Below are 26,059 nucleotides of genomic sequence, written 5' to 3' on the forward strand. Positions count from 1 at the left end.
GTGTCATGAAAATTCTGTTTGAAAGCCCCGTGGTTGATGAAAAGCCGGGGCTTTGAAGGGCACTTGCTGCGTTTGGAATCTTTAGAGGTATAGAGGCCTGACGTTTGACATGAGAGCCTTGGCCAGGCTTGCCAGAACAGCCTTACGATGGGCGGGTTAGACCTTAGGGGCAGGTAGCCAGAGGCCAACCGATGCGCGCAGCACTGCGGAGGCTGGCCTTAACAACCAAGCGGTGAAATGGGGCAATAACGAAGATGTAGGCCCGGCCTAGACGGTTGTGGCACTGGACCACGGTTGAAAAAACGAGTTGGCGACTGCCTTCTGGCTCTGCCTCTCCAGAACATAGGATCGATATCCGGAAGTCGAGGTGCTTGTCGTCCTCTCCCAACACGATTTCAGTCTGGTTCGTGCTGTAGACCTTGAAGATTCCAATCCGATTAGCAAGTGATGCCAGATGTTTGGTGGTTTTGAGACCAAAACAGGCAACGATAGTGTCTCGGACTTTCATGAGCCATCCGATCCAGGATGGCTGGTGGGAAAGGATGAATCGAGCTAGCAAATCTGGATTGCTGGATGTGCCCGCAGGGAGCCGAATCGCAAAAGCGTCCGCCAGGTTCATCGACTTGTAAAGGTGGGTGATGCCGGACCTCGAGGGGACTGGCACGGACATAATGAGCTCAAATTCTCGGGGCATCGGGGATCTCTCCTGAGTTCTAACTACCAATTAGACGACATGCCATGTCGCGTTTCTTGTTGCGATGGTTTGTCGTGTAACGCTCCTTGTCGCCCTGTAAGTGCTTGTCGGATACTGAACCCGATCAAGGCATCATATAACGCTTGCTGCCCAGCTGGCAGAACAGGGAGCAGCGTCGCACGGCGCTTGTCGACATCGAACCAGGATTCAACCAACCATCCCACCAGATAGAGCGCCGAAAGGCATCCGCCAGCGGTTGCGACGTTCCCCTGGCATACAAGAGGCTGGTCCATGGGCTCAAGCCCCAGAGCTTGCAAGCTCGATCGTGCATCCGGGTGTGTAGTTGCCTGGCCGCTGAGCAGCCCAAGCCGTTCGAGAATGAAAGCTCCGGCGCATATTGAGCCGATTCGCTGGCGTCTGGAGTCAAGTTCAAACGACGGCAGGAAATCTGGGGCGGCAAGTGCAGCGGGTATCCCTTCCTTGCCGCTGACGAACAATACCGCGTCGGCGCTATTGGCCTCGGAAAGCGGACCGTGCACCGAAACAGGCAGGCCGTGCGCCGATCTCACGATAGAGCTGGAACCCAATATTCGGACGTGCCAGTCCTCGGTGTTGCGGCCTAAGATGTCCCACATCAGGAATAGGTCGATATCAGTGAATTGGTCGAAAGCAACCAGAACGATTTTCTTCAAGGCGAGCTCCATGAAAAGTGCTGGCGTGCAAAACGCAACGGCCATCTTTGCTGGTGTTCGCAGCGTATCAATCGGTTGCGCACCATACACAGTCTGTATGGCGCTAAACATGGAGCGAAATAACGGGTGAGAAAACTAACTCGTAACCATTGGATCGCGGCTGGTTTTGAGGCCCTCGACCAAATAGGGCATATCGGCGTTTCGGCCGAGAGTCTATCGCGCCGATTGAATGTGACCCGCGGATCGTTCTATCACCATTTCCGCAATCGCGAAGACTTTGTCCGCACCTTGCTGGCCGCTTGGGAAGAAGACTACACGGAGCGCATGCTCGCTTATGCGGCGCAGGGTCGTAGCGCGGGCGAAACCTTGAAACGCTACTTGAGTATTGCCGCTGAGAAACAACCTGGGCGGGAAATTTCCATCCGAGCCTGGTCGCTGCATGATCCGTTGGTAGGCGAGTTTCAGCAGCGTGTTGACACAAGACGACTGGATTTCGCGATACGCACGTGCCGCCGCTTGGTCCATATGCCAGGCCAAGCAGAAGTGATTGCTCAGGTGGCCCATCTGTGCCTGATTGGAGGTCAACAGGCAGGGCTGCGGCGTGATGCCGCTCGCTTCAACAGTTTCCTGCATCGAGCCTTTTCACTTTTCGAAGGGGCTCTTCCACCGTGGCGGGCCTAGGTCATGAGCTAAATGGGGTAACTGAATAAATAGAGTTCGCGTGCCACTGCAAATGCGCGCCACTGCTCTCCTGGGTCTAAAAACAGGACAAATGAGGTGAGGGTTGACTGGCGAATGCAATCAGGTGCGCAACTGGCATGCAGTTTCGCACCTGAAAACTATTGGAGGTTGATTGACACTCCAAAGAGACCTGACGAAATGCTGGATTAATGTAATAACGAGCGGCGTCTCGCATAGGCGAAGTAGATCACCAGGCCAATTGCCAACCACGCCCCAAATGCCAGCCAGGTTGTCTGCTTGAGGAAGGTCATCAAGGTTACGCAGAACGCGATGGCGAGCAATGGAACAATGGGCACGCCCGGGCATCTGAATGCGCGAGGAAGATCGGGTCGGGTCTTGCGCAAGACGATCACTGCCACCGAGATCAGACTGAATGCGGCCAACGTACCGATGTTGATCAGCTCGGCGAGGACGTTCAGCGGAATCAGTGCCGAGATCAGCCCGAAGACTATTCCGACCATCCAGGTGGCGAAAAATGGGGTGCCGAATCGTGTATGAACCCTGGAAAGGCGCTGGGGAAGCAGTCCGTCGCGCGACATCGCGTAGATGATCCGGGTTTGACCGTAAGCCATCACCAGAATGACAGTCGTCATGCCAACGATTGCGCCTAAATCAACGAACCCGGCAACCCAGCTTTCACCGGCATGTTGCAACGCCAATGAGACCGGATGATCAACGCCAAGGAATTGGGCATAGGGCACGATGCCGGTCATGATCATTGAAACGGCAACGTATAACACCGCACAAACGGCCAAGGAACCGATAATACCGATGGGGAGGTCACGCGCCGGTTTTTTCACTTCTTCGGCGGCAGAGGAAACCGCATCGAAACCAATGAAAGCAAAAAAAACCAAGGCCGAAGCACTCAAAATGCCATGGCCACCGAAGGGCGCGAATGGTTGCCAGTTAGCCGGCTGAACATGTCGCACACCAACGGCGATGAAGAGCAGCACCACGGCGATTTTGATGATTACCATCACGTTGTTTACGCGCGCGGATTCCTTGATGCCCATGGAAAGCATCCAGGTAATTGCCAGCATAATCACCAGCGCGGGTAGGTTGAACCAGGTTTCCACGCCGGGCAAAGAGCCTGGCGCCGCCGTAAGCACAACCGGAAGATTCAGCCCAAATCCGCTCAGCAGGGACTGGAAGTAACCCGACCACCCAACAGACACAGCCGAACTGGCCAGTCCGTATTCGAGCATCAGATCCCAGCCGATCATCCAGGCCACCAACTCTCCCAGCGTCGCGTAGCTGTAGGTGTAAATCGAGCCTGCTACCGGTACAGATGAGGCGAACTCGGCATAACAGAGTGCTGCAAATGCACAGGCCAACGCCGCTATCAGGAATGAAACCATGAGGGCCGGTCCCGCAGTCAATGCGCCGGTTCCGGTCAATACGAAGATGCCCGTCCCCACGATTGCACCGATACCAATCAGGACCAAATCCATCGGCCCCAGCACTTTTTTCAACCCTGCAGGCGCTCGGGCAGCAGCAATCATTGCGTCCAGGTCTTTTGTTCTGAAAATGCTCAATATTGCCTCCGTTGTTACTTATTTTTATTGTCAGAGCCAGTGGCTTGGGTGTCGGAAATGACAAGAAATTGTATTTCAGTGCCTTGAAAATTAGTTTTCGAAACGGGTCTGTATTTAGTTATTTTTCAGTCGTTAATTATCCAAAATGTGTTCTTTACGTAATTTTCTTTCTAGTATTTGTAGTTTCTAGAAATGGATGCTTGATCAAGGACCTGCGGGATGGGGCCAATCGCCCTACCGCGTACGCATTGTTAAAGGGAGAGAACACATGGCGGAAATGGATAAGGTTGATCGTTCAATTCTGGAAATTCTGCAAATGAATGGTCGCCTGACGAACGCCGAGATCGCCGCTCGTGTTTGCCTGTCAGCGCCAGCCTGCTGGAAGCGCCTGAAGCGCCTGGAAGAGGAGGTGATTGTCGGGTATCACGCGCACTTGAACCCGAAGACCATAGGGCTGGGACTTTTCGCTTTCATCAGCGTCACCCTCGATAGTCACTCCGAGCAAGCCATGGAACATTTCGAAGCGGGCGTTCTGGCGCTGCCCAACATTATTGCCTGTCACAAAGTGTCGGGGAAATACGACTACCTCCTGCAGGTAGTCGTCAAAGACATGGAGGCATTCCATGAAGTCGCCATGCATCGCATACGTACGCTCGGCAATATCAAGGAAATGTACACCGGTTTTTCGCTCAAGGAGATCAAGCACTGCAATACCTTGCCACTGTAAATGCCTGGACTTGCTTGTTTCTGTACCTACGGTGGTGTGAGAGGACGACGGCTGTGAAGCCGCCTCCTACTCGATAATCTTTATTCACGCCGACAGCGTCACCTCAGTCTTCCACCTGAAATACCCGAGCGCTTCGCAGCGCTGGTTGATCAGCATGAAGCTCAGTTCGCAAGTTGCCACGCCCGTGCTCAGTTGCGAGCACTCCCAATAATGATCATCGGCCTTGTGGCTGCCCGGCTGGTTCGGGTTGGCGGGGTCGGGCGCGGGGACGGTCTGGTCGCCGTGGACGATCAGCTTGGGCGGAGAAAGGATCCCGGTATCGTCCACCGTGATGTTGTGGAATACCACGCTGTGTTCGGCCAGCAAACTGACGGTCCTGCCGCGAATATGAAAGACTTTTCCGTTGTGGGTGGTCAGTGTAATTTTGCTGTCATTTTTAACATTTTTCGTTTTTGGTGTAGCGCTGATGCCGAAGATGAAACCATCTTCAATCACGGTCGGCTTTTGCGGGTCAAGGCTGGGTTGCGCATAGCGCGAAAGCAGCGATTCGGCATCGACGACCAGCAGCACGCTATTGGCGGTCAGGGTACTCGCTGAAGGGGGGGTAATCGGTTCGGAAGTCATCATGGATTCCTTTCATGATGTTGACGCAAAACGGTAACCGCTTCGGTTTCAAGCAAGACATCCTGTTCCAGCCGAGGCGGCAACGGACTGGAGGTGACCCCTCGTTGCCAAGGGGTCGATTCCATCATCAGTTATGGATGGAAATGAACGGGTCCCACGAGCAGCAGCCGACAATCTGACAGTTGCGGTCGACGATCAGGAAGTTGAAATGGTAGGTCACGCGACCACACGCCAGGGTCTCCGAGGACCAGTAGTGGTTGGCAACTTTCTGACAGCTAGGCACCGAGGGATTGCTGGGGTTGGGTACCGCAACGCTAGCGGTAGCCGTGCGTGGCGAAGGCGGGGAGATCAGATCGTTGCCTTGGTTGCCGATGAATTTGTAGAAGATCACGGCCTGTTCGAAGCTCTGGGACAGGCTGGTTTCACGCCAGCGAATCAGATCGCCAACCTGGGCCTTGAGGTCCAGCTCGCCACCGGCCTGGCCACTGATCACGTTATCCTGGTTGGTGACCATGTAGACGTGCTTCCAGTCGATCAGCGTCGGTGAAGCAGGGTTTTTGCTGATGTTCGGGTAGTTTTTCAGAATGGTTTCAGTGTCGATGGAAACAAGTACATCCGTGACTCGAGACATAGTGAAGCTCCTTTTAACATAGTGATTGTCTGGCTACTTACCAGGCACGACAACGCTTGCTTGCCTTGTGGCCGTTGCGAACACACTACTGGGGAACCCACTCGATCACGGGTACGAGCTGGCCTTGCTCCTTGCCTTGAAATGACGGGTTGGGTTCCTTCCAACAGGCCGCGATAGGACTATAGATGCCATTTTCATACTGTCAAAAATGCTTTGCCGGTCGGTCGACGAACGGTCATTTCGGTTATGGCTTCCTACGATTTGGCGATAAAAAAGGCTCATCCGGATCCCCTGTGTTTTCCGATCGTCAAGTGATCCGGGTTCAGGCAATAGACAGACAAGACCTGTTAAAAAAGCAGTGAGCCAGGCAGGAGCATGGTGGAAAAGGGGGCGTTTTTTTGCTGGTTCACTCAACTTGGCTTTCAAGCCAGAGGAGGCGGCATGTTGTTACGTTACATGGTGTTGCTGGCAGTGGTGGTTACCGCAGCGGGTTGTGTGCAGGAACGGGTCGTTCATGACCGGCGTCCGGTGGAGCGTGAATATGTTGAGGTCATCGCACCGCAGCCGCCGCCGGAACGCGTTGTCGAGGTAGAGCCCGCGGGGCGACCGGGTTACCTCTGGTCCAGGGGGTACTGGCGTTGGGAAGGCGGGCGTTATGTCGCGGTTCATGGCCATTGGGTCCCGGAGCGACCGGGGTATCGTTATGTGCATCCGCACTGGGAGCAACGTAACGATGGTTGGCATTGGCGGGTGGGGGCGTGGGTTAACTGACGCGGACGATGTATCGTAGCCAACCGGTTGTCTGCCCCTGGCGACAACAATGCACCCGACAGGAGAGCGATATGAGTTGGTCCGCCAAACAATACGTAGCTTTCGAAGATGAGCGCACGCGCCCGGCGCGTGACTTGCTGGCCGCCATCCCAGCGGTGGACGTCCGTTCGGCCATCGACATCGGTTGCGGCCCCGGCAATTCGACCGAGTTGCTGGTGCAGCGTTTTCCCGATGCCGCGGTGCGTGGGTTGGACAGTTCGACCGATATGATCGAGGCCGCCCGCAAGCGTTTACCTCAGGTACGTTTCGACGTCGCTGACATTGATACCTGGAGCGACACCGGCCCGTTTGACGTGATCTTCGCCAATGCGGTGCTGCAGTGGGTGCCGGATCACGCCAGGCTGCTGCCGTCGCTGGTAAACAGGCTCACACCCGGCGGCAGCCTGGCGATCCAGATGCCCGATAACCTCAACGAACCGTCGCACCGGTTGATGCGCGAGGTCGCAGCGAACGGCCCTTGGGCTGACAAGCTGGCAAGGGCTGCCGGCCTGCGAACGGAAATGGAGGGTGCAAGCGGCTACTACTCAATGCTGCGTGGCCACTGCACTCGCGTCGATGTATGGCGCACCACTTACTATCATCCGCTCGCGGACGGCGCATCGGGCGTGGTCGAATGGTTCAAAGGCTCCGGTTTGCGGCCTTTTCTCGAACCATTGGATGACGTGGAACGGGCGCACTATCTCAAGCAGTATCAGGCGGCAATCGAGCAGGCCTATCCGGCGCTGAGTGATGGTTCGGTGCTGCTGCCGTTTCCGCGGTTGTTCATGGTGGCAACGCGCTGACGAATCAAAGGGGACACATTCGTCCCCTTGATTGATCCGATTTTCAGGCTATCAACTTTGCTGCAAGACCTTGAGCGCCGCCGAGGCTAGAAACCCTGAGCGACTTTTCTCTTCCGGATGGTGCAATACGTACTCATCGATGCGGTTGAGCAGATAGCCGGGCAGGGTGATGTTGAGTTTCTGCGCCTTGCCCAGGTATTTGGTGATATCGATATCCACCACGGCCCACGTGCACCCTGCGTACTGTGGATTGGCCGCATGCAGGGTCACTTTGTTGGCGGGCGGAATCGGTGATCCGTCTTCGGCCAGAATCTCGAAATGACCTTCGATGGCTTCGCGAGCCATGGCCATGGCGTCATCCAGATCTTCACCGGCGGAGAAGCAACCCGGAATATCCGGAACTTCTACGCCCCAGGCGTGTTCGTCATCACCCATGGAAATCGCGATGGGGTAAAGCATGTTCGTTATCCTCCGAGGGCGCAGTCCATCGGTTCGTCAGAGCAGCGCCTGTTGCAAAATACTAATGGCCGTTTTCTTGAGCAGGTCCTTTTTCGGGTGAGGAACCGTCACCAGTCCAGGCTTGGTCGGATGCTTGAAGTGGTGATGACTCCCTCTGATTCGTACCAGATACCAGCCGTCCGCAACGATTTGGCTTATCAAAAAACGGCTATTCACATCACCTCCCTGTGGTGTGCTTATGGTTACTATACCTACTGAAATTCACTAATCAACACTATAACCACCAACGCACCCTGGATACGGATGGAAGAGCTGCATGAAACGAGTCTAGGAGGGCATGTCGCGATGGTTTGGGTAGACCCCGTTTTCTGTATTGCAGGGTTTTGCCGCAGCGCCGAAGCGCCAGGAATGCTCAAATTTCAGGCATAAAAAACCGGCCGCTGCGGACCGGTTTTTTGCGTTCCCGCGCATCATGCGGCGTTTTTAAAGCAACTGATCAATCAAAACCGCATTGGTGTAGATCAAGCTTCCATCGCTCGCTCGATGCCCGACCAAATGGAACTGACCGCGCTCGTAATGCAGATAGACGCGCATCTGGCAGTCGGACAAGGGGCCATATCCCTCTGGCAAGACCAAATCCATTGTGCTCATGTCGACATCGACCATGGCTTCGGGCTCATGGGTCTCTTGTAGACGTTCTTCAGCTTGCTCCAGACGCAGATGAAGGGGGTCATCGACGTCAAAATGGATCTCACCGATCGGGATGGACTTCTGGTCGGGGCTGGGCTTGCACCAGCCTTCGATCGTCAGGGCACTCATGACGAAACCTCCGTCGTGGACTGCTGGATTTTGTGGCTGTTGTTCTCAATACCATCACTTATCTGACTGCTACGCACAGGCAGGGTTCGTCTTTTGGGCCGCTTCTGGCCGATCCCTGCCGTCCGTAATCTGAAATTGAGTATAGCTGGCAACCGGGCCTCGCTTGCCCGCCTCACGGTACAGCCCGATGGCTCTATACTTCTTACTGACTTTGCCACCGGGATGGGTGGCAGTTGTCTGCCCTGCTTGGACGTCAGTGGCGATGCTTTGGCATAACCAATGAGCAACAGGAACAGGATGAAGAGAACATGGCAATAGCAATTATCTTGATACTAATCGTTATTGCATCAGTACTCTTCCATATACTCGCGCCTTGGCATGCAACACCGGCAGCTTCCAACTGGGGATCCATAGACACCACCCTGTTTATCACCCTGATCATTAGCGGAATATTCTTCATCGCCATCACGGTTTTTATGGCGGTGGCGGTGATGCGTTATCGTCACAAGGAGGGATCCAGGGCGCACTACCAACCAGAAAGTAAAAAACTGGAACTATGGTTAATTATCGTTACTTCGGTAGGTATTGTCGCCATGTTGGCGCCAGGCCTGGTTGTTTACGATGATTTTATCCGGGTACCGAAAAATGCCTATGAGCTTGAAGTGATCGCCCAGCAGTGGCAGTGGGCCTTTCGCTTCCCTGGCCAAGACGGGAAGTTGGGTAAGTCAGATATCAAATTTGTTGATTCCACCAACCCCCTCGGCCTTGATCCCAATGATCCTGCCGGGCAGGACGATGTACTGATAAAAAGCAATGAAGTTCGTCTTCCGCTCGATAAGCCGGTGAAAGTTTTACTGCGATCCAAAGATGTGCTGCACGATTTCTATGTTCCGCAAATCCGCAGCAAGATGGACATGGTGCCGGGGATGGTGTCGTACTTTTGGTTTACTCCGACCAAAACCGGAAAGTATGAAATTCTTTGCGCTGAATATTGTGGTGTCGGTCATTACAACATGCGCGGCCAGATGATCGTGGAAGAGCAGGGCGCCTTCGATCAATGGCTGAAAAGCCAACCGACGTTTGCACAGACATTAGCCGCGGCTGCCAAGCCCAGTCAGGACAGCGTGCTGGAAAAAGGCCGCCAGTTGGTCGAAAAATACGGTTGCGGGGCCTGCCATAGCCAGGATGGCAGTGCCAGTCTCGGCCCGGGATGGAAGGGCTTGTATGGCCGCACTGAACAGCTTGCCGATGGCAGCAGTGTGCAGGTCGATGAGGCTTACCTGAAAGAGTCGATCCTCGATCCGAAGGCCCGCCTGGTACAAGGCTACCCGCCGGTCATGGTGACCTATACTCTCAATGACGATGAACTGGGTGCACTCATCGCCCTGATCAAATCACTGGGTGCTGCGCGACAAGGCGACGAATCTGCTGCCGGCCAAGCGCCGGGCCCAGGTGAGGACCTGGCGGCGCAGGGACAGCAGTTGGCTGAATCGCTCGGCTGCCTGGCCTGCCACAGTGTCGATGGCAGCAAGGGCATCGGTCCCAGCTGGCAGGGTCTGTACGGCAAGACCGAAACCCTTGCCGACGGTACGAGCATCAAGGTCGATGAGGGCTATATAAAAGACTCGGTTCTTAATCCCGCTGCCAAAATCGTCAAGGGATATGCACCCGTCATGCCGGTCTTTGCTCCCAGCGATAAGGAGTTGAATGCACTGATCGCCTTTATCAAATCCAAAGCGAATGCCGACGCTGATACGAGCAAGGCGCAGCCAGGGAAATAGCCGTAAGCAGCCAGAAGTACACCGAAACTTCGACAGGAGGATGACGTGATGGCCTATGCGGAGCAAGCCGAAACAGAAGCACTGCACGAGCCTAAAAGTTTCCTGACCAAATACATCTGGAGTCAGGACCACAAGGTCATAGCCATTCAATACTCCTTGACGGCTCTGTTCGTGGGGCTTATCGCCGTGGTGTTGTCCGACTTGATGCGCTTACAGATAGGCTTCCCTGGCAGTTTGGCGTTCATGGACGCCAATACTTACTATCAGGCGATGACCATGCACGGCATGATCATGGTCATTTATTTGCTGACGGCCCTGTTTCTGGGTGGCTTCGGTAACTATCTGATCCCACTGATGGTGGGCGCCCGCGACATGGTCTTCCCCTACGTCAACATGCTGAGCTACTGGTTCTACCTGGTGGCGGTACTGGTATTGCTCGCCGGTTTCTTTGTGCCGGGCGGTCCCACCGGTTCGGGCTGGACGCTCTATCCGCCGCAGTCCATCACCAAGGGGACACCGGGGGTCGAGTGGGGCATTGTCCTGATGCTCGTCTCTCTGGCGATTTTTATTGTCGCCGCCACCATGGGCGGGCTGAACTACGTCACCACGGTATTGCAGGCACGCACGCACGGCATGACATTGTTTCGCATGCCGCTCTCCGTATGGGGAATCTTCATGGCGTCGATCATGGCCTTGCTGGCCTTCCCTGCGTTGTTTGTCAGCGCGGTCATGATGCTGTTCGACAAGCTATTGGGTACCAGCTTCTTTATGCCGGCGATCATCTCGCTGGGGCAACAGCTCAATCATCAGGGCGGCAGCCCGATATTATTCCAGCACCTGTTCTGGTTCTTCGGCCACCCGGAAGTCTACATCGTGGCTCTTCCTGCATTTGGTCTGGTCTCCGACTTGATCAGCACCCATGCGCGTAAAAATATCTTCGGCTACCGAATGATGGTGTGGGCGATTATTGCGATTGGCGTGCTCAGCTTTGTGGTCTGGGCGCACCATATGTATGTCAGCGGGATGAACCCGTACTTTGGCTTTTTCTTCGCCGTCACCACCTTGATCATCGCAGTGCCGACTGCACTGAAAGTCTATAACTGGGTGTTGACCCTGTGGCGGGGCGACATTCATCTGACCGTGCCGATGCTGTTTGCCCTGGCCTTTATCGTCACCTTCCTGGTGGGCGGTCTGACCGGGTTGTTTCTCGGCAATGTGATCGTGGACATTCCGCTCTCGGACACCTATTTCGTCGTCGCCCATTTCCATATGGTCATGGGGGTCGCACCGGTACTGGTGGTGTTCGGCGGCATCTATCATTGGTTTCCGAAAGTCACCGGGCGCATGTTTAACGACACCCTGGGCAAGCTGCATTTCTGGATTACCTTTCTGGGTACCTACGCCATTTTCTTCCCCATGCACTACTTGGGTTTCCAGGGTATGCCGCGCCGTTACTACGCCTATGAAAACTACGCGTTCATCCCGCAGTCGGCGCAAGAGTTGAATGCCTTCATTACGGTGGTCGCATTGACCGTCGGCGTTTCCCAGTTGCTGTTCGTGTTCAACATGGCTTGGAGTGTATTTAAAGGTAAGCCCGCAGGCAGTAATCCCTGGGGCGCGGCCAGCCTGGAATGGCAAACACCGAACACCCCACCGGTACACGGTAACTGGGGAGCGAAACTGCCGGTGGTGCATCGCTGGGCCTATGACTACAGCGTGCCGGGGATAGAGCAGGATTTCGTGCCGCAAACGGTCTCTGCCGAGGAGCTGGAGCAAATGCGGCAACTCAGTGCCGGAACCAAGATAGCGGACGTTAAAACATGAACAGACTGCTATTGAGAAACGCCGACGACGCTGACCCCGGCGGCAGCTGGAATCGCGATCCTGAAGGTATTCAGGCCGACGCCGATAGAAGCCGAACCGCAAGGGTAGGCCTGCGCTTGTTTCTGGCTGTGGTGAGTTCGTTATTCTTTCTCTTCCTGCTCGCCTTCATTGCCCGCTCACAAATGGCCGACTGGCTCCCCCTGACAGACCCCTTGGCGCCTTTAGCCAACCCATGGCCGTTGTGGGTGAATTCGGCTTTTCTGGTACTGAGTTGCATCGCACTGCAGTGGTCGCGCATGGCCGCCCGACAGGATCGACTGGACGCAACGGTCATGGGGTTTGTAGTGGGGGGGGTATTTGCAATTGCCTTTCTGGTGGGGCAACTCTGGGTCTGGCAGCAGTTTGTCGCCTGGGGCTACTTTGTCGCCAGTAATCCGGCCAACAGTTTCTTCTACCTGTTGACCGGTGTGCATGGCCTTCACCTGCTGGGCGGGCTGATTGCCTGGGGCATAACCGTCGCTAAATTCCTGCGTCACGTGCCGTTGCCGCAACTGCGCGTCAGCGTAGAGCTCTGTACCACCTATTGGCACTACTTATTGGGTCTTTGGTTCGTGCTCTTCGCGCTGCTGACCAGCACGCCGCAAACCTATGAAGCCATCGCCAGATTCTGCGGCCTGAGGTGAAAAGCCATGGCATCGCACCCATTAGCACCGGCCGAGTCAAGTTCATCCAATCCACCAAGCCCGCCGCCTGCCCCGGGATGGCAGGGCATCGCCAGCGACTGGGCCTCGGATAGGGAGGCTTTCAGGCAGGTCCCCTGGGGCAAGGCGATGATGTGGATATTCCTGCTTAGCGACACGTTTATATTCACCTGTTTTTTAACCGGCTACATGTCGGTCCGCATGACCATCACCGCCCCTTGGCCGAACCCTAGTGAAGTGTTCGCATTGACGATTGGCGGTAGAGAAATCCCGCTTATTCTGATTGCCATCATGACCTTTGTGCTGATCAGCAGCAGCGGCACCATGGCCATGGCTGTTAACTTCGCCTATCGCCGTGATCGCGCGAAAACCACAGCCCTGATGCTGGCGACCGCTGCCTTGGGCGTGACCTTCGTCAGCATGCAGGCATTTGAATGGAGCAAGCTTATCGCCGAAGGCGTGCGTCCCTGGGGGAACCCCATGGGCGCGGCGCAATTTGGGGCCAGCTTCTTCATGATTACCGGTTTTCACGGACTGCATGTGTCAATCGGCGCCATCTACCTCAGCATTGTGGCGATGAAAGTCATGCGAGGAGATTATGAGCGCTCCGGAAATTATCAGAACGTCGAAATAGCCGGGCTTTACTGGCACTTCGTGGACTTGGTGTGGGTGTTTATTTTTGCTTTCTTCTATTTATGGTAGAGGAGCGCGGGTGATGGCGCATGCTCAGGGTCAACAACATCCGATCAGTTTGTACCTCAAAATCTGGGGGCTGTTATTCGTCCTCAGCACGATGTCGTATCTGGTCGATTATTTTCACTTCCATGGCTACCTTCGGTGGGCCCTGATTATCACTTTCATGTTGTTGAAGGCAGGTTTAATTGTCTCCATCTTCATGCACATGGCCTGGGAACGGTTGGCCATGGTCTACGCCATATTGGTGCCACCGTTGTGTTTGCTGGTGCTCGTCGGGTTGATGGCCACCGAGGCGGATTATGTTTTCCTCAGCCGGGTCATCTTCTTCGGTCAATAAACAGCTTACGGAGGGCTTTGAGCCTCCGGGGTCAACCCGCAATAAATGGCGTTATATCGTTCGCTTGAACTGATGCCATTTGTGCAGCCAGGCGACTGTCCAGTGAGGGGATGCCGTACCCGTGCCGGCGATCTTCAGTTTTGGATGATGTTCAATGACCCGATCCAATACCGGCTCCTGATTCGGATCAACATCCACGAAGAAGATATGTTTGCCGTCTTCCACCATCTGTTTAAAGTTGCGGAAGTGCGCGTTAGGTACCTGAATACCAAAAAAGCCGCCTTCCCAGATGCAGAAGCCAAATATAACAATGGCAAGGAAGATAAAAGGTACCCAGCCTGCGGCGGTTTCGGTCCAGCCCAGCCAATAGGCACCGCCAAGGATCAGCGCTGCGAGTGGCACACCAACCACTGCACCAATCTCGCCAGAGTGAACAACATCCTGTTTCATCAACGAGTTGACCTCGTGGAGATGATGTTCTTCAACATCAGCCACTTGTTCGCTGAGCACATGAATTTGTTCGGTATTGATGCCGTTGGCTTCCAGTTCGGTTTCAAGGGCTTCGAGATCGTCGAGATTGTCACTGATGTAATAGTGTCGGTTCATGCCACACCTCCCATCTCGTGTTGGCCGTAGGCCTCCTCTGTCCCGCAGCCGTAAACTGAGATTTGCAGTCGGTATCTGCGCCCGTGGGGAACGTTGCACACTTCATGCAATCCGTAGGAAGTATAGCATTCGCTAGTATGCGGGGCCGGAGGTGTCAAGGACTGGAGGGCCCCCAAATCCCAGGCACAAAAAAACCGGCCATCAAGGCCGGTTTTTTCTTTACTTGCATCCCCCGTCAAGAAACGACGTGAGACTGAAATCTGATTGGAGCGGGTGAAGGGAATCGAACCCTCGTTATCAGCTTGGGAAGCTGGAGTAATGCCATTATACGACACCCGCTCAGAGCGGCTGACTTTGTACCAGATGTGAGCGCGGATTTGAAGTTTTTCTTTATGCGCGATGGCTTTAGCGTCGGGTGAAACACAAACAGGGACCGCTTGGCGGTCATTCGCGGGCAAGCCTCGCGCCTACGGGAGTGCGTTCAACACAGTAGGGCGGGACTTGCTCGCGATGACTCTGTTTCAGATTGCAAATGCATGGTGGTCCTGGACGTACTGGTAACGCGGTCGGCTTTCGAGTTGCGTCGGTTTCAGGAAGCCCAGCAGTGCGTTACGGCTGTCTTGGCAAGCGGTTTTGTGTTCCATGTCGAGGAAGTGGCCGGTGGCCTGAAGGGTGCTGAAGGTGCTGTGTTGCACATGGCCGGCGAACAGCCTGGCATCGGCGGGGGCGGTGTACTCGTCCCATTCGCCGTTCATGAACAGCACTGGCACATTGATTTTCTTTGCCGCGTTCAGGTAGCAGTTGCGGTCGCTGTTGAGCACGTCGCTGATGTGGAAGTGCATCTGCCCGTATTCGTGTTCGGCCAACGAACTGACGTGACGGTGGTTGAAGCGCTTGAACAGCGAAGGCAGGTGTTTGCCGATGGTGCTGTTCACCAGATGGCCGACGCGGTCACCGTCCCGGTTGCCGAGGTAATCGACACCGCGCTGAAGGTAGTCGAGCATGTGCTCGTTGACCACCGGCGAGAACGAGCTGATCACAGCCTTTTCGATGCGCCGTGGCCGGTGGGCTAGGGCGACGAGCGTGGCGGCGCCACCAAAGGAGAACGACAGCACGTGTTCGGCGGCGAAGTGGTCGATCAGCTCCAGGAGGATCTGCCCTTCGATTTCCTTGGTCAGCATTTTCTCATGCAGGTTGTGAGCCTTGGACTTGCCCGCGTAGGGCTGGTCGTAGCACACCACATTGAACTGCGGATAAAGGTTTTTCACGGTTTGGGCAAACGACGCAGTCGTGGACATCGAGCCGTTGACCAGAATGATGGTCTTTTCTGCGGCGTCTGCGCGATAGAACTCCGTGTAAACCCGATACTGACCCTGTATATCCAGCACAGCGATTTCTGGCCTCATGACATAAGACTCCTGGCAAGCGGGTATGCGCGCAAATCAGATTGCACGAGCTTTGTGACAGGTAGGCATACGCCTGGAATTTTTGAAGGCCCATGTCGATCCATTGCACGCCGGTCGACGGGTATTGTTATAAGCGGGCAGTTTGCCGGGGGAAGGCGGAACCTGAGGGTTCTCTGCCGGCAAAAAGTTTCTTAGAGTAGTTTTGGTGACTCGCCGGTCACATTTCGCGCCGACGTCCTGATTCAAGCAGGGGTCACGTCATCGCGCAAGTATCTTTCGAAAAATGTTCGACAACTTCTGCTGAGCGGTCGTCGGCTTAGATCAATCGGATCTCTTCGATGCTCAACGGCCGGTATTCGCCGGGCTTCAGCGCGTCGTCGAGCAGCAGCGGCCCCATGCGTTCGCGGTGCAGGCGCAATACCTTGTTGTCGAAGTGGCCGAACATCCGTTTTACCTGATGATAACGGCCCTCGACGATGCTCAGGCGCGCCGATTTTGCCCCGAGCAAGACCAGTTCGGCAGGCTGGGTTGTAAGGTCTTCGAAGGCGAAGTACAGGCCTTTGGCGAACGTGATCGCGTAGTCGGCAGTGATCTCCTGCTCCGTCTCGACGTAGTACACCTTGGGCAGTTTGGTCTGTGGCTGGGTCAGGCGTCGCGACCAGGTGCCGTCGTTGGTGATCAGCATCAGGCCGGTGGTGTTGAAGTCCAGGCGACCGGCGATGTGCAGGTCATCCTTGTCCGCTTCATGGATCAGGTCGAGCACCGTCGGGTGTTGCGGGTCGCGGGTCGCACTGACGCAGCCGGGCGGTTTGTGCAGCATGAAGTAGCGGGCCGGTTTACCGACCTGCAGCACTTCGTCGTCGACTTCCACGCGGCTGAACTCGAGAACCTCGGCGTGAGGGTCGCTGACGATAGTTCCGTCGACCCTGACGCGCTTTTCCACCAGCAACAGGCGTACCTGCTTGCGGTTGAAGCGGGGCAGGTTGCTGAGGAAACGGTCAACGCGCATGGCCAGGGATCGGTGGGAAAAGGGCTGCGTATGTTACGTGATCGGCCAGGCGGTTGCTTGCAACTGCGCCTCGACCCGGGCGCAGGCCGGGCACAGGCAGGACTTGTCACGCAGCTCGGCCGGCAGCGTTTCGAACACCGCCGGGTCGATGCTGACGCCGTAGCACCAGCAGGCACGATCGACGGTTCGTGGGTCGGCCAGGCTGCAGTCGTTGGAAGCGCCGCAGGCCGGGCAGAGGTCTGGCTTATTCATGAAAGGGTCATTCGGTAATGGCCGGTTTGCTTGGCCCGAGCTGCGCATGATCGTCCCGCAAGCTGCCATGTGCAAGCTAACGCTCGCACATTCCTGAAGGAGTCTTGCCGGTGATCAGGCGATCAACCCAGGCTTTTCAAATACGCCCGCCACCCGCCCAAATGACTGATTTCCACCGCCCCGTCCAGCCCATACGGCTCACAGATAAACCCGCTCTCCCAACGCCCATCCGCCAGTTGCACCTTGCCCAGTCCCAGTGGAGCAGGAATCCCGGTGAGGAACGACCCCAGCTCACTGCTCGGCAATTCCCAGACTTCCACCGCAATCGCCACGCCGCCCTCTTTAACGCGGACCATGCCGGGGCGATACGGTGGGCCGCCGGCCAAGGCATACAGCTGATAGTCGGGAGAACTCTGAGTTGTTTCTACCAGCCGCGCTCCACGCTGTTTGAGTTGCCAGTTCAGCGCCAGCCCCTCCAGGTGCGCGCCGCAGACCACCAGTCGTGCCCGGTCATTGTGCGCGATGGCGGCCGGTGCGGGTGACGCCAGGCCCTGCTGACGTTGCAGGGCATCTGCCACGCTCAACAGATACTGATCGGTAAACGCGCGACCAAACAAGGTCACGCCCCATGGCAAACCATTGCCCATCAATCCGCTGGGCACGGCGACGGCAGCGTAGTCGAGCAGGTTCATGAAGTTGGTGTAGTAGCCCAGTTCCGAGTTGCGCAGTACCGGTTCGGCGGCAAGTTCCGCCAATGTCACCGGACGGCCAATGGTTGGCGTCAGCACGCAGTCGAGGCCCACCAATGCTCTGTCGCACAGCGCCTTCAAGGCTTGCAGCCGGTAGTGGGCGCGGAAGGTTTGCACGCCGGTCACCGCCGGGGCCTTGGCCAGCACGGCACGAATCACTGGCAACACGGCTTGAGGATTTTGCTCCATCAATTTGCCGGCCACGCTGTAACGCTCGGCCACCCATGGCCCTTCGTAGAGCAACCGCGCCGCTTCCAGGAAGGGCGACAAATCCAGTTCGACCGCTTCACCGCCCAGGGCTTTAAGCTGGTCGATGGCGTCGCCAAACAACAACGGGCCTTCAGGGCAGCCGAAGAACGCCAGGTCCTGCGCACGGGGCACACCGAAACGAAACGCGCGCGGCGTGCCGAAGGCCGAGCCGTCATTCCACAGCGGATTGCTGCGACTGTATTCATCCCGTGGGTCGAGATGAGCGGTCAGTGCCAACAATTGACTGGCTTCCCGGGCTGTGGCCGTAAAGGTCGTGACGCAATCGAGCGTGCGACAGGCCGGAACCACCCCGGCCGTGGAGATCAGCCCTTTGGTGGCTTTCAAACCGACCAGATTGTTCAGCGCCGCCGGTACGCGCCCGGAACCTGCGGTGTCGGTGCCCAGGGCAAAACTCGCCACGCCGAGCGCCACCGCCAGTGAAGAGCCGGCGCTGGAACCGCCCGACGGATATTCCGGCAACACGCTGTTCGGGCAAGCGCCATACGGCGAGCGGCTGCCGTTGAGGCCGGTGGCGAACTGGTCGAGATTGGTCTTGCCCAGCGGGATCGCGCCCAGCGCCAGCAGTTGCTCGACGATGGTCGCCGAACGTTCCGGCACGTAGGCAAACGCCGGGCACGCCGCCGTGGTCGGAATGCCCGCCAGATCGATATTGTCCTTGATCGCGAACGGCACGCCGTACAGCGGCAGGCTGCCTGGGTCACGACCATCGAGGGCGGCGAGGTACGGTTCCAGTTCCTCGGCGCTGAGTAAATGGATGAACAAGTGATAGTCCGGGTTCAGCGCCGCGGCTTTTTCCCGCAGGCTCGGCAGCAATTGCCGAGGCGTGATGTGGCCGTCACGGTAAGCGTTGCGCAGGGCGTCGAGTTGCAGATTGATGTTCATGGTTCAGATCCTTGTTGAAATGGCTTCAGTCGAGTTCCAGCACCACGACGCGCTGTCCGGCGCGCACTGGCGAACCCGGTTGCACACGAATCTCGCGCACCACACCGGCCATGGGCGCGAGCAGCGGGATTTCCATCTTCATCGACTCCAGAATCACCAGCACATCACCGGCGACCACTTGGCTGCCGACCTCCACCTGAACCTGCCAGAGGTTGCCGGCGATGTGGCTGTCGATGCTCTGCTGACCGTCGGCCAACAGCGCCTCTTCGGTCACTTGCGGCGTCGGTTCTTCACTGTCGAAATGCGCCTGACCGCTGGCGATCCAGCGCTCGCGCTCGGCGTTGAACGCACCTTTTTGCTGATCTCGAAACGCCGCAATGCTGTTGGCTTCCTTCGCCAGAAACGCCTGGTAATCCGCCAGGTTCAACTGACTGTGCTCGATGTTCAGAGCGAAGCGCCCGAGCGGGAAATCCCGTCGAATGCGCAGCAGTTCATCGGCGCTTACCGGGTAGAAGCGGATTTGATCGAAGAACCGCAGCAGCCACGGTTTGCCATCGAACGCGGCGACCTCGCGGTAGCGATTCCACATCTGCAAGGTCCGGCCGACGAATTGATAACCACCGGGGCCTTCCATGCCGTATACGCACATATAGGCGCCACCGATGCCCACCGAGTTTTCAGCGGTCCAGGTGCGGGCCGGGTTGTATTTGGTGGTGACCAGGCGATGCCGTGGGTCGAGCGGGGTGGCGACCGGAGCGCCGAGGTAGACATCGCCCAGCCCCATCACCAGATAGCGGGCGTCGAACACCGTGCGCTGCACTTCGTCGAGGTTCGGCAGATCGTTGATGCGGCGGATGAACTCCAGGTTGCTCGGGCACCATGGGGCGTCCTTGCGCACGGTGGTCATGTATTTCTCGATGGCCAACTGGCAAGCCGGGTCATCCCACGACAGCGGCAGGTGCACGATGCGTGAGGGAACCTGCAAGTCTTTGGCGGCGCACACGGCGTCCCACTCACCGGCGACGATGCCCAGCAGATCGGCAAGCGGCAGTTGCTCCGGTTGGTAATGCACCTGCAGCGAACGGATGCCCGGCGTCAGGTCGATCACCCCGTGCAGGCGTTTGCCTTGCAATGCCTGCATCAGCGCGTGGGCGCGGAAGCGCAGGACCAGGTCCAGTTCCGGTGCGCCGATTTCCAGTAACAGGTGAGTATCCCCCGACAACCGGGCGACCAACCGTGTATCTCCCTGGCCGATATCCAGCATCACAGGCGACACAACCCCCTGTGGGAGCTGACTTGCCTGCGATGAGGCCCGATCAGACACCGCATCAACTTCATCGCAGGCAAGCCAGCTCCCACAGGAATCCCATTTCAAGGCGAGGTTACGGGCGGTCTCGAGATCGACTGGTTGGAACTGCACCTTGTCTCCAGCCTTGAGCTGCCCGAGCTGCCAAAGATCCGCTTCGATCACCGTCACCGGGCAGACGAACCCACCGAGGCTCGGACCATCGGGACCGAGGATCACCGGCATATCACCGGTGAAATCCACCGCGCCAATGGCGTACGGATTGTCGTGAATATTCGAGGGATGCAACCCGGCTTCGCCACCGTCGGCCCGTACCCATTCCGGCTTCGGCCCGATCAGCCGCACACCGGTGCGGCTGGAGTTGAAATGCACTTCCCATTGAGTGGCGAAGAAGGTGCCGATGTAGTGTTCGGTGAAGTATTCCGGCGCGCCATGGGGGCCGTAGATCACCCGAATTTGCCGCACGGCCGGCAACTCGGTGACCTGCTCATCAGGCAATTGAACACCCGCGCTACGGTCGATCAAGGCTGGCACATGCAACACGTCCCCGGCACGCAACGCACGACCGCCATGGCCACCGAACTGACCGAGGGTGAAGGTACTTTTGCTGCCCAGGTAGTCCGGTACTTGCAGGCCGCCGCGCAGGCACAGATAGCTGCGAGCGCCTGCACCGGCGATTGTGCCGAGATGTACTGTGGCCCCGGCCGGAATCAGCAGCGCAGTGTTCATCGGTGCCGCTTCGCCGTTCAGCGTCAATGGAATCTGCGCACCGGTCACCGCCACAACCGCATCACAATTGAAGCGCAGCATCGGCCCGCTCATGGTGATTTCCAGGGCCGCTGCGCCTTCATCGTTACCCAGTAAAAGATTACCCAAACGCAATGCACGACTGTCCATCGGCCCCGACGGCGGCACGCCCACCGCCCAGTAACCAAGACGCCCCGGATAGTCCTGAACGCTGGTCTGGGTGCCGGCGCTGATCACCTCGAAGGTGTTGGCCTGGTAGACCAGCGCTTCCAGACAACGGGTCCATGGCTGGCCGCTGGCAAAGGGCGCATCGAGCAGAATCTGTCGCAGGTAATCGCGGTTGGTTTCCACGCCGTACAACAGGCTGTCGCCCAAGGTTTGGAGCAGGTCAGCGCGGGCTTCTTCGCGAGTCGGCGCCCAGCGGATGACCTTGGCAATCATCGGGTCGAAGTACGGCGGGATCTCGCAACCGGCCTCGACCCACGTGTCGATGCGCAGGTGTTTGCCATCGGCGACGGGGAAACTTACCGCCGTCAGCAGACCGGGGCTCGGTTGAAAATCGCGCCCCGGATCTTCGGCGTAGAGCCTTGCCTGGATCGCGTGGCCGTCGGCTTTCAAGCCTTGGCTCAATGCGTTCAATGGCGGTAAATCTCCGGCCGCCAGTTCCACCATCCAGCGCACCAGATCCACGCCCCACACTTGCTCGGTGACACCGTGCTCCACCTGCAAACGGGTGTTCACTTCAAGAAAATAGAAACGCTGGGCGTCACTGTCGAAGACGAACTCCACGGTGCCGGCGCTGCGGTAATTCACTGCCTTGGCGAGTTTGATCGCGGCAAGGCAGAGCGCTTCGGCCATGCCGTCGGGCAGGTTGGGTGCCGGGGTTTCTTCAAGGACTTTCTGGTTGCGCCGCTGCACCGAACAGTCGCGCACGCCGAGGGCAATCACCTCGCCCTGGCCGTCGCCGAACACCTGCACTTCCAGATGTCGCGCGCGCTGGATGTACTTCTCGATGAACACACCGGCGTCGCTGAAGTTGTTCTGCCCGAGGCGTTTGACCGCTTCGAAGGATTCGCCCAATTCGGCGGCGCTGCGGCACACGCGCATACCGATGCCGCCACCGCCGGCGGTGCTTTTGAGCATCACCGGGTAGCCGACCTGTTCGCCGGCGATCAATGCCGCGTCAAGGCTGTCGAGCAGTTCGGTGCCTTCGAGCATCGGCACGCCGTGTTGTTTGGCCAGGGCGCGGGCGGTGTGTTTGAGGCCAAACACGCGCAGTTGCTCTGGCGTGGGGCCGATGAAGGCGATATCGGCTGCTTCGCAGGCCTCGGCGAACGCGGCGTTTTCCGAGAGGAATCCGTAGCCGGGATGGATCGCCGTAGCGCCGGTGGATTTGGCGATGGCGAGGATTTTGTCCACGGCAAGGTAAGTGCCGACCGCGGCGCCTTCACCTAGCCTGTGAGCTTCATCGGCGTGCAGGATATGCAGGCTGGCGGCGTCGGCTTCGGAGTAAACGGCGACGCCCTTGACCTGCAACTCTCGCAGGGTCCGCAGAATGCGGCAGGCAATGGCGCCACGGTTGGCGATGAGGACTTTTTCGAACATGGCATAACCCCTGGAGGCGATAGCGCATCAGCCTCGACCTGGGATGCGGGCCGTCCCGCAGTTTTTCGAGATGCACCCGGGCCGTCCCGGATGAACAAAATTCACGCTTTTTTGTGGCGAGGGAGCTTGCTCCCGCTCGGCTGCGCAGCAGTCGCAAAACCTGCTGCTGTGGTCCGTCAGACATAGCGCGATAGCAGGGTTTGGGGCCGCTTCGCGACCCAGCGGGAGCAAGCTCCCTCGCCACAGGGATCAGCGTTGTTTGAGGCACTGGCCGGAGCGGGCCTGACACAGGGCAAATAACCACCGCCGCAAACGCGCAAGTTTCAGTTCCATACCAAAAGCTCCGCAGGCGTGGGGTTGTAGGCGTTGCACGGGTTGTTCAGTTGCGGGCAGTTGGAGATCAGCACGATCACGTCCATCTCGGCGCGCAGGTCGACGTATTTGCCGGGCGCTGAAATCCCGTCTTCAAACGTCAGCCCGCCATCGGCCGTCACCGGCACATTCATGAAGAAATTGATGTTCGGCCCGATGTCGCCCTTACCCAGGCGCCCGTCGTGGGCGCAGGCGCGCAGGTAGTTGTCGCGGCAGCTGTGCATGTAGCGTTTTTCCAGGGCGTAACGCACGGTGTTGCTCTCTTGCGCGCAGGCACCGCCGAGGGTGTCGTGACGCCCGCAGGTGTCTTCGACGATGGTCAGCATTGGCTTGCCGAGGTTGGAATAGAGCACGCTGCCGGTGCTCAGGTAGACGCTGTTCTGCCGACGCAACGTGCGTTGCACGTCATAGCGTTCCTTGGGATTGGCAAGGCTGTAGAACAAAGTGTCGACCGCCTGATTGCCTTCCAGGTCGAGGATACGCAGGGTCTGGCCGGCCTTGACCTCCATCAGCCAGGGTTCACCGGCGGCGATGGTGGCGCGGTAGACCGCTGTTTCCGGTTGCTTGTGGGCGGTGGCGATAGCGAGTGACATGGCAGCGATCCTCAGGCGAACAGACGGTCGGTGTTGATGAAGCCGCGCTCGTTTTCCGGGCGCGAGGTGCGGCAGTGTTCGGCGACGCTGGCATCGGCGTTCATCCAGCTCAGCTTCAGCGGTTTCGGTGCGTATTCCGGCGACGGATCCATCGGGTGTTGCAACGCGGTGAGTACCACCAGGGTGTCCATCGGCGCGTACAACTCGATGTAATCACCGGCCTTGGAATTGCCTTCGACGAAGTGGAAGCGGCCAGCCTCATCGACGTTCACCCGGCTGAACAGGTTGAGCGTCATCAGCAGGTCGGACAGGCCCAGTCCCCACTTGCCCAGCTCCACCAACAAGTTGTCGGTGCCGTTGCGGAAGAAACCGTTGCGCAGCTCTTGATAGCGGCCCTGGCCATATTTTTGTGCGACTTCTTCAGCGCAGAGCACGCCGCCGAGGCTGTCGCTCCAGCCACAGGTGTCGGCGGTGATGGCCGCCAGCACGCGGCCCATGTCCGAGTACAGGCAATGGCCGGTGGTGAGCTTGGCGGTGTGTTGGCATTTGAGGCTGTCGGGCAGATTCAGGCGTTCGGTTTTTTCGTTGGCGTTGAGCAACGTCAGGCTGACGTTGGCACCGCCGCGCAGGTCGGTCAGGCGCAGCAATTGGCCGCGTCTCAGGACGAATGAACGATGGCCGCCGCCGGGGAGCATTTCTTCGGCGAACGGCGGGAACAGTTGGGTCGAATCAGTCATGTGCAGATTCCTCTAAGCGATACGAAGCGTGCCTGCCAACTGAGCTGGCAGGGCGTCGACGGCGGCGCGGTTGGCGCGGCGGTCGCTGTTCAAAGGGATGTCGTAGGTGATGCGTGCGCCATAGGCGCCGGGGGCGTGCGGGTCGACACGGACCTTGTCGAACACCAGCAAGCGGGTGCCGAGACTGAAACCTTCGGACAGGTCGTGGGTGACCATGAACACCGTCAGTTGCGTCTCGCGCCACAGCTCCAGCAGCAGGCTGTGCATGTCTTTGCGGATGCCCGGATCGAGGGCGCCGAACGGTTCGTCGAGGAGCAACACGCGGGGTTTCATGATCAGCGCCTGGGCAATCGCCAGTCGTTGCTGCATACCACCTGAGAGCTGCGCCGGGTACTTGTCCAGTGAATGGCCAAGGCCGACTTTGTGCAGCAACACCGAGGCGTGATCGCGTGCCTCTTTCTTAGTGCTGCCGAACAACCGCCCCAGTAATGGCGAGCGCGGCAGTTCGAGGCCGAGGGCGACGTTGTCCAGCACGGTCAGGTGCGGGAACACCGAATAGCGCTGGAACACCACGCCACGGCTCGAATCCGGTTCGCCAGCCAATGCCTGACCGTCCAACAGAATCTCGCCACGACTGGCGCGTTCTTGGCCGAGCAATAGCCGCAGGAAGGTCGATTTGCCGCAACCCGACGCGCCGACCAAGGTGCAGAACTCACCTTCGTTGACGCTCAGGTTCAGCCCTTCAAGCACCACCTGATCGGCGTATTGCTGCCAGACGTTTTTCACTGTGATGAAGCTCATGCCCGCGCCTCTTCATAACTCATTTGGAGGCACCTTGGTGCCAGGGAAAGGCCCGTTGGGTCAGGTGCTTGAGGCCCCAGTCCATCAGCCAGGCGAGCAGGGTGATCCACGCCACGTAGGGCAGAATCACGTCCATCGCCAAGTAGCGGCGCACCAGGAAGATCCGGTAACCCAAACCGTCCGTGGAGGCGATGGCTTCGGCGGCGATCAAAAACAACCACGCCGAGCCGAGCATCAGTCGCAACGAGATCAGCAGGCGCGGCAGCAATTGCGGCAGCACCACGCGCAGCATCAGAGTCCAGGTTGAAGCACCGAGGGTCTGCGCCTTGATCAGCAATTCCAGCGGAATTTCCCGGGCGCGCTGTTCCAGATCACGGGCCAGGCATGGGGTGATGCCGATCACGATCAGCATCACTTTCGACAACTCCCCCAACCCGAACACGATGAACAGAATCGGCAGGATCGCCAGCGGCGGCACCATCGACAGCACCGTCAGCACGGGCGACAACGGCGCACCAAACAGCGGCAGCGTACCGGCGGCGATGCCCAGGCACAGCCCGGCCAGCGCACTGATGCCGAGGCCGATGGCCAACCGCCGCACGCTGGAGGCGGTGTCTTGCCAGAGCAGGTATTCACCAGTGCGGGCGTCGGCGGTGAAGGCCAGGCGTTTCACCGCGTCGGTCATCTGCACGGCACTGGGCAGCAGTTTGTCGTTGGGGTTGTCCATCAGCCGTTCGGCCGAGCCCATGAAGTAGGCGAACAGCACCAGGGCGAACGGCAGGATCACCAACAGCAGGCGACTCGGGCGATCCGGGTGGCGATTGATCAGGCGCATGGCCAGCTCCTCCTG

Annotated in this window: 27 protein-coding genes and 1 tRNA gene; 9 read left to right on the forward strand and 19 right to left on the reverse strand. The window is 57.9% G+C overall.

Annotated features, from left to right (window positions below):
- Window positions 1-163: 163 nt before the first annotated feature.
- Both AC07V0_RS08625 and AC07V0_RS08630 read right to left on the reverse strand, forming a co-directional pair.
- Window positions 164-694 carry a DUF2867 domain-containing protein gene (locus AC07V0_RS08625; protein WP_086944817.1) on the reverse strand — a complete coding sequence of 177 codons (531 nt, stop codon included), beginning with the start codon at window positions 692-694 and terminating at the stop codon, window positions 164-166.
- A gap of 23 nt (window positions 695-717) precedes the next feature.
- Entirely contained in the window at window positions 718-1,386 is a 669-nt protein-coding gene (locus tag AC07V0_RS08630) for a DJ-1/PfpI family protein (protein WP_086944869.1), read from the reverse strand.
- Between the two features lie 126 nt (window positions 1,387-1,512).
- Between AC07V0_RS08630 and AC07V0_RS08635 the strand changes: the two genes are divergently transcribed.
- On the forward strand, window positions 1,513-2,067 hold the full coding sequence (locus AC07V0_RS08635; RefSeq protein ID WP_086944818.1) for a TetR/AcrR family transcriptional regulator: 555 nt from the start codon (window positions 1,513-1,515) through the stop codon (window positions 2,065-2,067).
- Window positions 2,068-2,273: 206 nt separating this feature from the next.
- On the opposite strand, the gene bcaP is transcribed toward AC07V0_RS08635, so the two are convergent.
- Entirely contained in the window at window positions 2,274-3,662 is a 1,389-nt protein-coding gene (gene bcaP, locus AC07V0_RS08640) for a branched-chain amino acid transporter BcaP (RefSeq protein WP_086944819.1), read from the reverse strand.
- 196 nt (window positions 3,663-3,858) lie between these two features.
- Here bcaP and AC07V0_RS08645 point away from each other — a divergent pair, with 196 nt between their 5' ends.
- Window positions 3,859-4,389: an Lrp/AsnC family transcriptional regulator gene (locus tag AC07V0_RS08645; RefSeq protein WP_225603008.1), complete on the forward strand. Its 531-nt coding sequence runs from the start codon at window positions 3,859-3,861 to the stop codon at window positions 4,387-4,389.
- Between the two features lie 84 nt (window positions 4,390-4,473).
- On the opposite strand, the gene AC07V0_RS08650 is transcribed toward AC07V0_RS08645, so the two are convergent.
- Both AC07V0_RS08650 and AC07V0_RS08655 read right to left on the reverse strand, forming a co-directional pair.
- Entirely contained in the window at window positions 4,474-5,013 is a 540-nt protein-coding gene (locus AC07V0_RS08650; protein WP_086944820.1) for an AidA/PixA family protein, read from the reverse strand.
- 127 nt (window positions 5,014-5,140) lie between these two features.
- A complete protein-coding gene (locus AC07V0_RS08655) occupies window positions 5,141-5,644 on the reverse strand; it encodes an inclusion body family protein (protein WP_086944821.1) in 504 nt (167 codons plus the stop codon).
- A gap of 441 nt (window positions 5,645-6,085) precedes the next feature.
- Here AC07V0_RS08655 and AC07V0_RS08660 point away from each other — a divergent pair, with 441 nt between their 5' ends.
- Together AC07V0_RS08660 and tam are read left to right on the forward strand one after the other, a co-directional pair.
- Entirely contained in the window at window positions 6,086-6,415 is a 330-nt protein-coding gene (locus tag AC07V0_RS08660) for a YXWGXW repeat-containing protein (protein ID WP_018926816.1), read from the forward strand.
- A 71-nt stretch (window positions 6,416-6,486) separates the two neighbouring features.
- Window positions 6,487-7,257 carry a trans-aconitate 2-methyltransferase gene (gene tam / locus AC07V0_RS08665; RefSeq protein ID WP_086944822.1) on the forward strand — a complete coding sequence of 257 codons (771 nt, stop codon included), beginning with the start codon at window positions 6,487-6,489 and terminating at the stop codon, window positions 7,255-7,257.
- A 51-nt stretch (window positions 7,258-7,308) separates the two neighbouring features.
- On the opposite strand, the gene AC07V0_RS08670 is transcribed toward tam, so the two are convergent.
- The 3 genes from AC07V0_RS08670 to AC07V0_RS08680 form a co-directional block, all read right to left on the reverse strand.
- Entirely contained in the window at window positions 7,309-7,716 is a 408-nt protein-coding gene (locus tag AC07V0_RS08670) for a type II toxin-antitoxin system HicB family antitoxin (RefSeq protein ID WP_064619786.1), read from the reverse strand.
- Window positions 7,717-7,752: 36 nt separating this feature from the next.
- Window positions 7,753-7,932 carry a type II toxin-antitoxin system HicA family toxin gene (locus AC07V0_RS08675; RefSeq protein ID WP_007984690.1) on the reverse strand — a complete coding sequence of 60 codons (180 nt, stop codon included), beginning with the start codon at window positions 7,930-7,932 and terminating at the stop codon, window positions 7,753-7,755.
- A 267-nt stretch (window positions 7,933-8,199) separates the two neighbouring features.
- The gene (locus tag AC07V0_RS08680; RefSeq protein ID WP_018926814.1) at window positions 8,200-8,535 is read right to left on the reverse strand and encodes a hypothetical protein; all 336 of its coding nucleotides are present in this window, start codon (window positions 8,533-8,535) and stop codon (window positions 8,200-8,202) included.
- Window positions 8,536-8,843: 308 nt separating this feature from the next.
- Here AC07V0_RS08680 and AC07V0_RS08685 point away from each other — a divergent pair, with 308 nt between their 5' ends.
- The 5 genes from AC07V0_RS08685 to AC07V0_RS08705 are packed head-to-tail and all read left to right on the forward strand — an operon-like array spanning window position 8,844 to window position 13,874.
- Entirely contained in the window at window positions 8,844-10,316 is a 1,473-nt protein-coding gene (locus AC07V0_RS08685; RefSeq protein ID WP_064619784.1) for a cytochrome c oxidase subunit II, read from the forward strand.
- Window positions 10,317-10,364: 48 nt separating this feature from the next.
- Window positions 10,365-12,140: a cytochrome c oxidase subunit I gene (gene ctaD / locus AC07V0_RS08690; protein WP_086944823.1), complete on the forward strand. Its 1,776-nt coding sequence runs from the start codon at window positions 10,365-10,367 to the stop codon at window positions 12,138-12,140.
- Window positions 12,137-12,823: a cytochrome c oxidase subunit 3 gene (locus AC07V0_RS08695; RefSeq protein ID WP_086944824.1), complete on the forward strand. Its 687-nt coding sequence runs from the start codon at window positions 12,137-12,139 to the stop codon at window positions 12,821-12,823. The genes ctaD and AC07V0_RS08695 overlap by 4 nt, the downstream gene beginning before the upstream one ends.
- A gap of 6 nt (window positions 12,824-12,829) precedes the next feature.
- On the forward strand, window positions 12,830-13,543 hold the full coding sequence (locus tag AC07V0_RS08700) for a heme-copper oxidase subunit III family protein (RefSeq protein WP_026286474.1): 714 nt from the start codon (window positions 12,830-12,832) through the stop codon (window positions 13,541-13,543).
- Between the two features lie 13 nt (window positions 13,544-13,556).
- A complete protein-coding gene (locus tag AC07V0_RS08705; protein WP_007935708.1) occupies window positions 13,557-13,874 on the forward strand; it encodes a cytochrome C oxidase subunit IV family protein in 318 nt (105 codons plus the stop codon).
- A 51-nt stretch (window positions 13,875-13,925) separates the two neighbouring features.
- On the opposite strand, the gene AC07V0_RS08710 is transcribed toward AC07V0_RS08705, so the two are convergent.
- The 11 genes from AC07V0_RS08710 to AC07V0_RS08760 form a co-directional block, all read right to left on the reverse strand.
- A complete protein-coding gene (locus AC07V0_RS08710; protein ID WP_018926809.1) occupies window positions 13,926-14,480 on the reverse strand; it encodes a hypothetical protein in 555 nt (184 codons plus the stop codon).
- Between the two features lie 265 nt (window positions 14,481-14,745).
- Window positions 14,746-14,819 (reverse strand) — tRNA-Gly (locus AC07V0_RS08715).
- Between the two features lie 182 nt (window positions 14,820-15,001).
- Window positions 15,002-15,886, reverse strand: a complete 885-nt coding sequence (locus AC07V0_RS08720) for an alpha/beta fold hydrolase (protein WP_018926808.1) — start codon at window positions 15,884-15,886, stop codon at window positions 15,002-15,004.
- 316 nt (window positions 15,887-16,202) lie between these two features.
- Window positions 16,203-16,895: a pseudouridine synthase gene (locus tag AC07V0_RS08725; RefSeq protein ID WP_018926807.1), complete on the reverse strand. Its 693-nt coding sequence runs from the start codon at window positions 16,893-16,895 to the stop codon at window positions 16,203-16,205.
- 33 nt (window positions 16,896-16,928) lie between these two features.
- On the reverse strand, window positions 16,929-17,147 hold the full coding sequence (locus AC07V0_RS08730) for a cysteine-rich CWC family protein (RefSeq protein WP_018926806.1): 219 nt from the start codon (window positions 17,145-17,147) through the stop codon (window positions 16,929-16,931).
- A 122-nt stretch (window positions 17,148-17,269) separates the two neighbouring features.
- Complete coding sequence (gene atzF / locus AC07V0_RS08735; protein ID WP_086944825.1) at window positions 17,270-19,048, reverse strand: allophanate hydrolase; 1,779 nt, start codon at window positions 19,046-19,048, stop codon at window positions 17,270-17,272.
- Between the two features lie 25 nt (window positions 19,049-19,073).
- Window positions 19,074-22,706 (reverse strand): urea carboxylase, encoded by a 3,633-nt coding sequence (gene uca / locus AC07V0_RS08740; protein ID WP_086944826.1) that lies wholly within the window; start codon window positions 22,704-22,706, stop codon window positions 19,074-19,076.
- A 323-nt stretch (window positions 22,707-23,029) separates the two neighbouring features.
- Entirely contained in the window at window positions 23,030-23,671 is a 642-nt protein-coding gene (locus AC07V0_RS08745) for an urea amidolyase associated protein UAAP2 (RefSeq protein WP_018926803.1), read from the reverse strand.
- A gap of 11 nt (window positions 23,672-23,682) precedes the next feature.
- A complete protein-coding gene (locus tag AC07V0_RS08750; protein WP_064619763.1) occupies window positions 23,683-24,408 on the reverse strand; it encodes an urea amidolyase associated protein UAAP1 in 726 nt (241 codons plus the stop codon).
- Window positions 24,409-24,420: 12 nt separating this feature from the next.
- On the reverse strand, window positions 24,421-25,209 hold the full coding sequence (locus AC07V0_RS08755; protein WP_018926801.1) for an ABC transporter ATP-binding protein: 789 nt from the start codon (window positions 25,207-25,209) through the stop codon (window positions 24,421-24,423).
- A gap of 19 nt (window positions 25,210-25,228) precedes the next feature.
- The gene (locus AC07V0_RS08760; RefSeq protein WP_064619757.1) at window positions 25,229-26,044 is read right to left on the reverse strand and encodes an ABC transporter permease; all 816 of its coding nucleotides are present in this window, start codon (window positions 26,042-26,044) and stop codon (window positions 25,229-25,231) included.
- Between the last annotated feature and the right edge of the window lie 15 nt (window positions 26,045-26,059).

This window comes from Pseudomonas sp. GW821-FHT01E10 (assembly GCF_059422365.1).

Bases quoted from the DNA above. Each gene is read 5' to 3' on its own strand.
- AC07V0_RS08625 (WP_086944817.1), bottom strand. From the start codon at position 694: ATGCCCCGAGAATTTGAGCTCATTATGTCCGTGCCAGTCCCCTCGAGG.
- AC07V0_RS08645 (WP_225603008.1), top strand. From the start codon at position 3,859: ATGCTTGATCAAGGACCTGCGGGATGGGGCCAATCGCCCTACCGCGTA.
- AC07V0_RS08650 (WP_086944820.1), bottom strand. From the start codon at position 5,013: ATGACTTCCGAACCGATTACCCCCCCTTCAGCGAGTACCCTGACCGCC.
- AC07V0_RS08655 (WP_086944821.1), bottom strand. From the start codon at position 5,644: ATGTCTCGAGTCACGGATGTACTTGTTTCCATCGACACTGAAACCATT.
- AC07V0_RS08660 (WP_018926816.1), top strand. From the start codon at position 6,086: ATGTTGTTACGTTACATGGTGTTGCTGGCAGTGGTGGTTACCGCAGCG.
- tam (WP_086944822.1), top strand. From the start codon at position 6,487: ATGAGTTGGTCCGCCAAACAATACGTAGCTTTCGAAGATGAGCGCACG.
- AC07V0_RS08670 (WP_064619786.1), bottom strand. From the start codon at position 7,716: ATGCTTTACCCCATCGCGATTTCCATGGGTGATGACGAACACGCCTGG.
- AC07V0_RS08680 (WP_018926814.1), bottom strand. From the start codon at position 8,535: ATGAGTGCCCTGACGATCGAAGGCTGGTGCAAGCCCAGCCCCGACCAG.
- AC07V0_RS08685 (WP_064619784.1), top strand. From the start codon at position 8,844: ATGGCAATAGCAATTATCTTGATACTAATCGTTATTGCATCAGTACTC.
- ctaD (WP_086944823.1), top strand. From the start codon at position 10,365: ATGGCCTATGCGGAGCAAGCCGAAACAGAAGCACTGCACGAGCCTAAA.
- AC07V0_RS08695 (WP_086944824.1), top strand. From the start codon at position 12,137: ATGAACAGACTGCTATTGAGAAACGCCGACGACGCTGACCCCGGCGGC.
- AC07V0_RS08700 (WP_026286474.1), top strand. From the start codon at position 12,830: ATGGCATCGCACCCATTAGCACCGGCCGAGTCAAGTTCATCCAATCCA.
- AC07V0_RS08705 (WP_007935708.1), top strand. From the start codon at position 13,557: ATGGCGCATGCTCAGGGTCAACAACATCCGATCAGTTTGTACCTCAAA.
- AC07V0_RS08710 (WP_018926809.1), bottom strand. From the start codon at position 14,480: ATGAACCGACACTATTACATCAGTGACAATCTCGACGATCTCGAAGCC.
- AC07V0_RS08720 (WP_018926808.1), bottom strand. From the start codon at position 15,886: ATGAGGCCAGAAATCGCTGTGCTGGATATACAGGGTCAGTATCGGGTT.
- AC07V0_RS08725 (WP_018926807.1), bottom strand. From the start codon at position 16,895: ATGCGCGTTGACCGTTTCCTCAGCAACCTGCCCCGCTTCAACCGCAAG.
- AC07V0_RS08730 (WP_018926806.1), bottom strand. From the start codon at position 17,147: ATGAATAAGCCAGACCTCTGCCCGGCCTGCGGCGCTTCCAACGACTGC.
- atzF (WP_086944825.1), bottom strand. From the start codon at position 19,048: ATGAACATCAATCTGCAACTCGACGCCCTGCGCAACGCTTACCGTGAC.
- uca (WP_086944826.1), bottom strand. From the start codon at position 22,706: ATGTTCGAAAAAGTCCTCATCGCCAACCGTGGCGCCATTGCCTGCCGC.
- AC07V0_RS08745 (WP_018926803.1), bottom strand. From the start codon at position 23,671: ATGTCACTCGCTATCGCCACCGCCCACAAGCAACCGGAAACAGCGGTC.
- AC07V0_RS08750 (WP_064619763.1), bottom strand. From the start codon at position 24,408: ATGACTGATTCGACCCAACTGTTCCCGCCGTTCGCCGAAGAAATGCTC.
- AC07V0_RS08755 (WP_018926801.1), bottom strand. From the start codon at position 25,209: ATGAGCTTCATCACAGTGAAAAACGTCTGGCAGCAATACGCCGATCAG.
- AC07V0_RS08760 (WP_064619757.1), bottom strand. From the start codon at position 26,044: ATGCGCCTGATCAATCGCCACCCGGATCGCCCGAGTCGCCTGCTGTTG.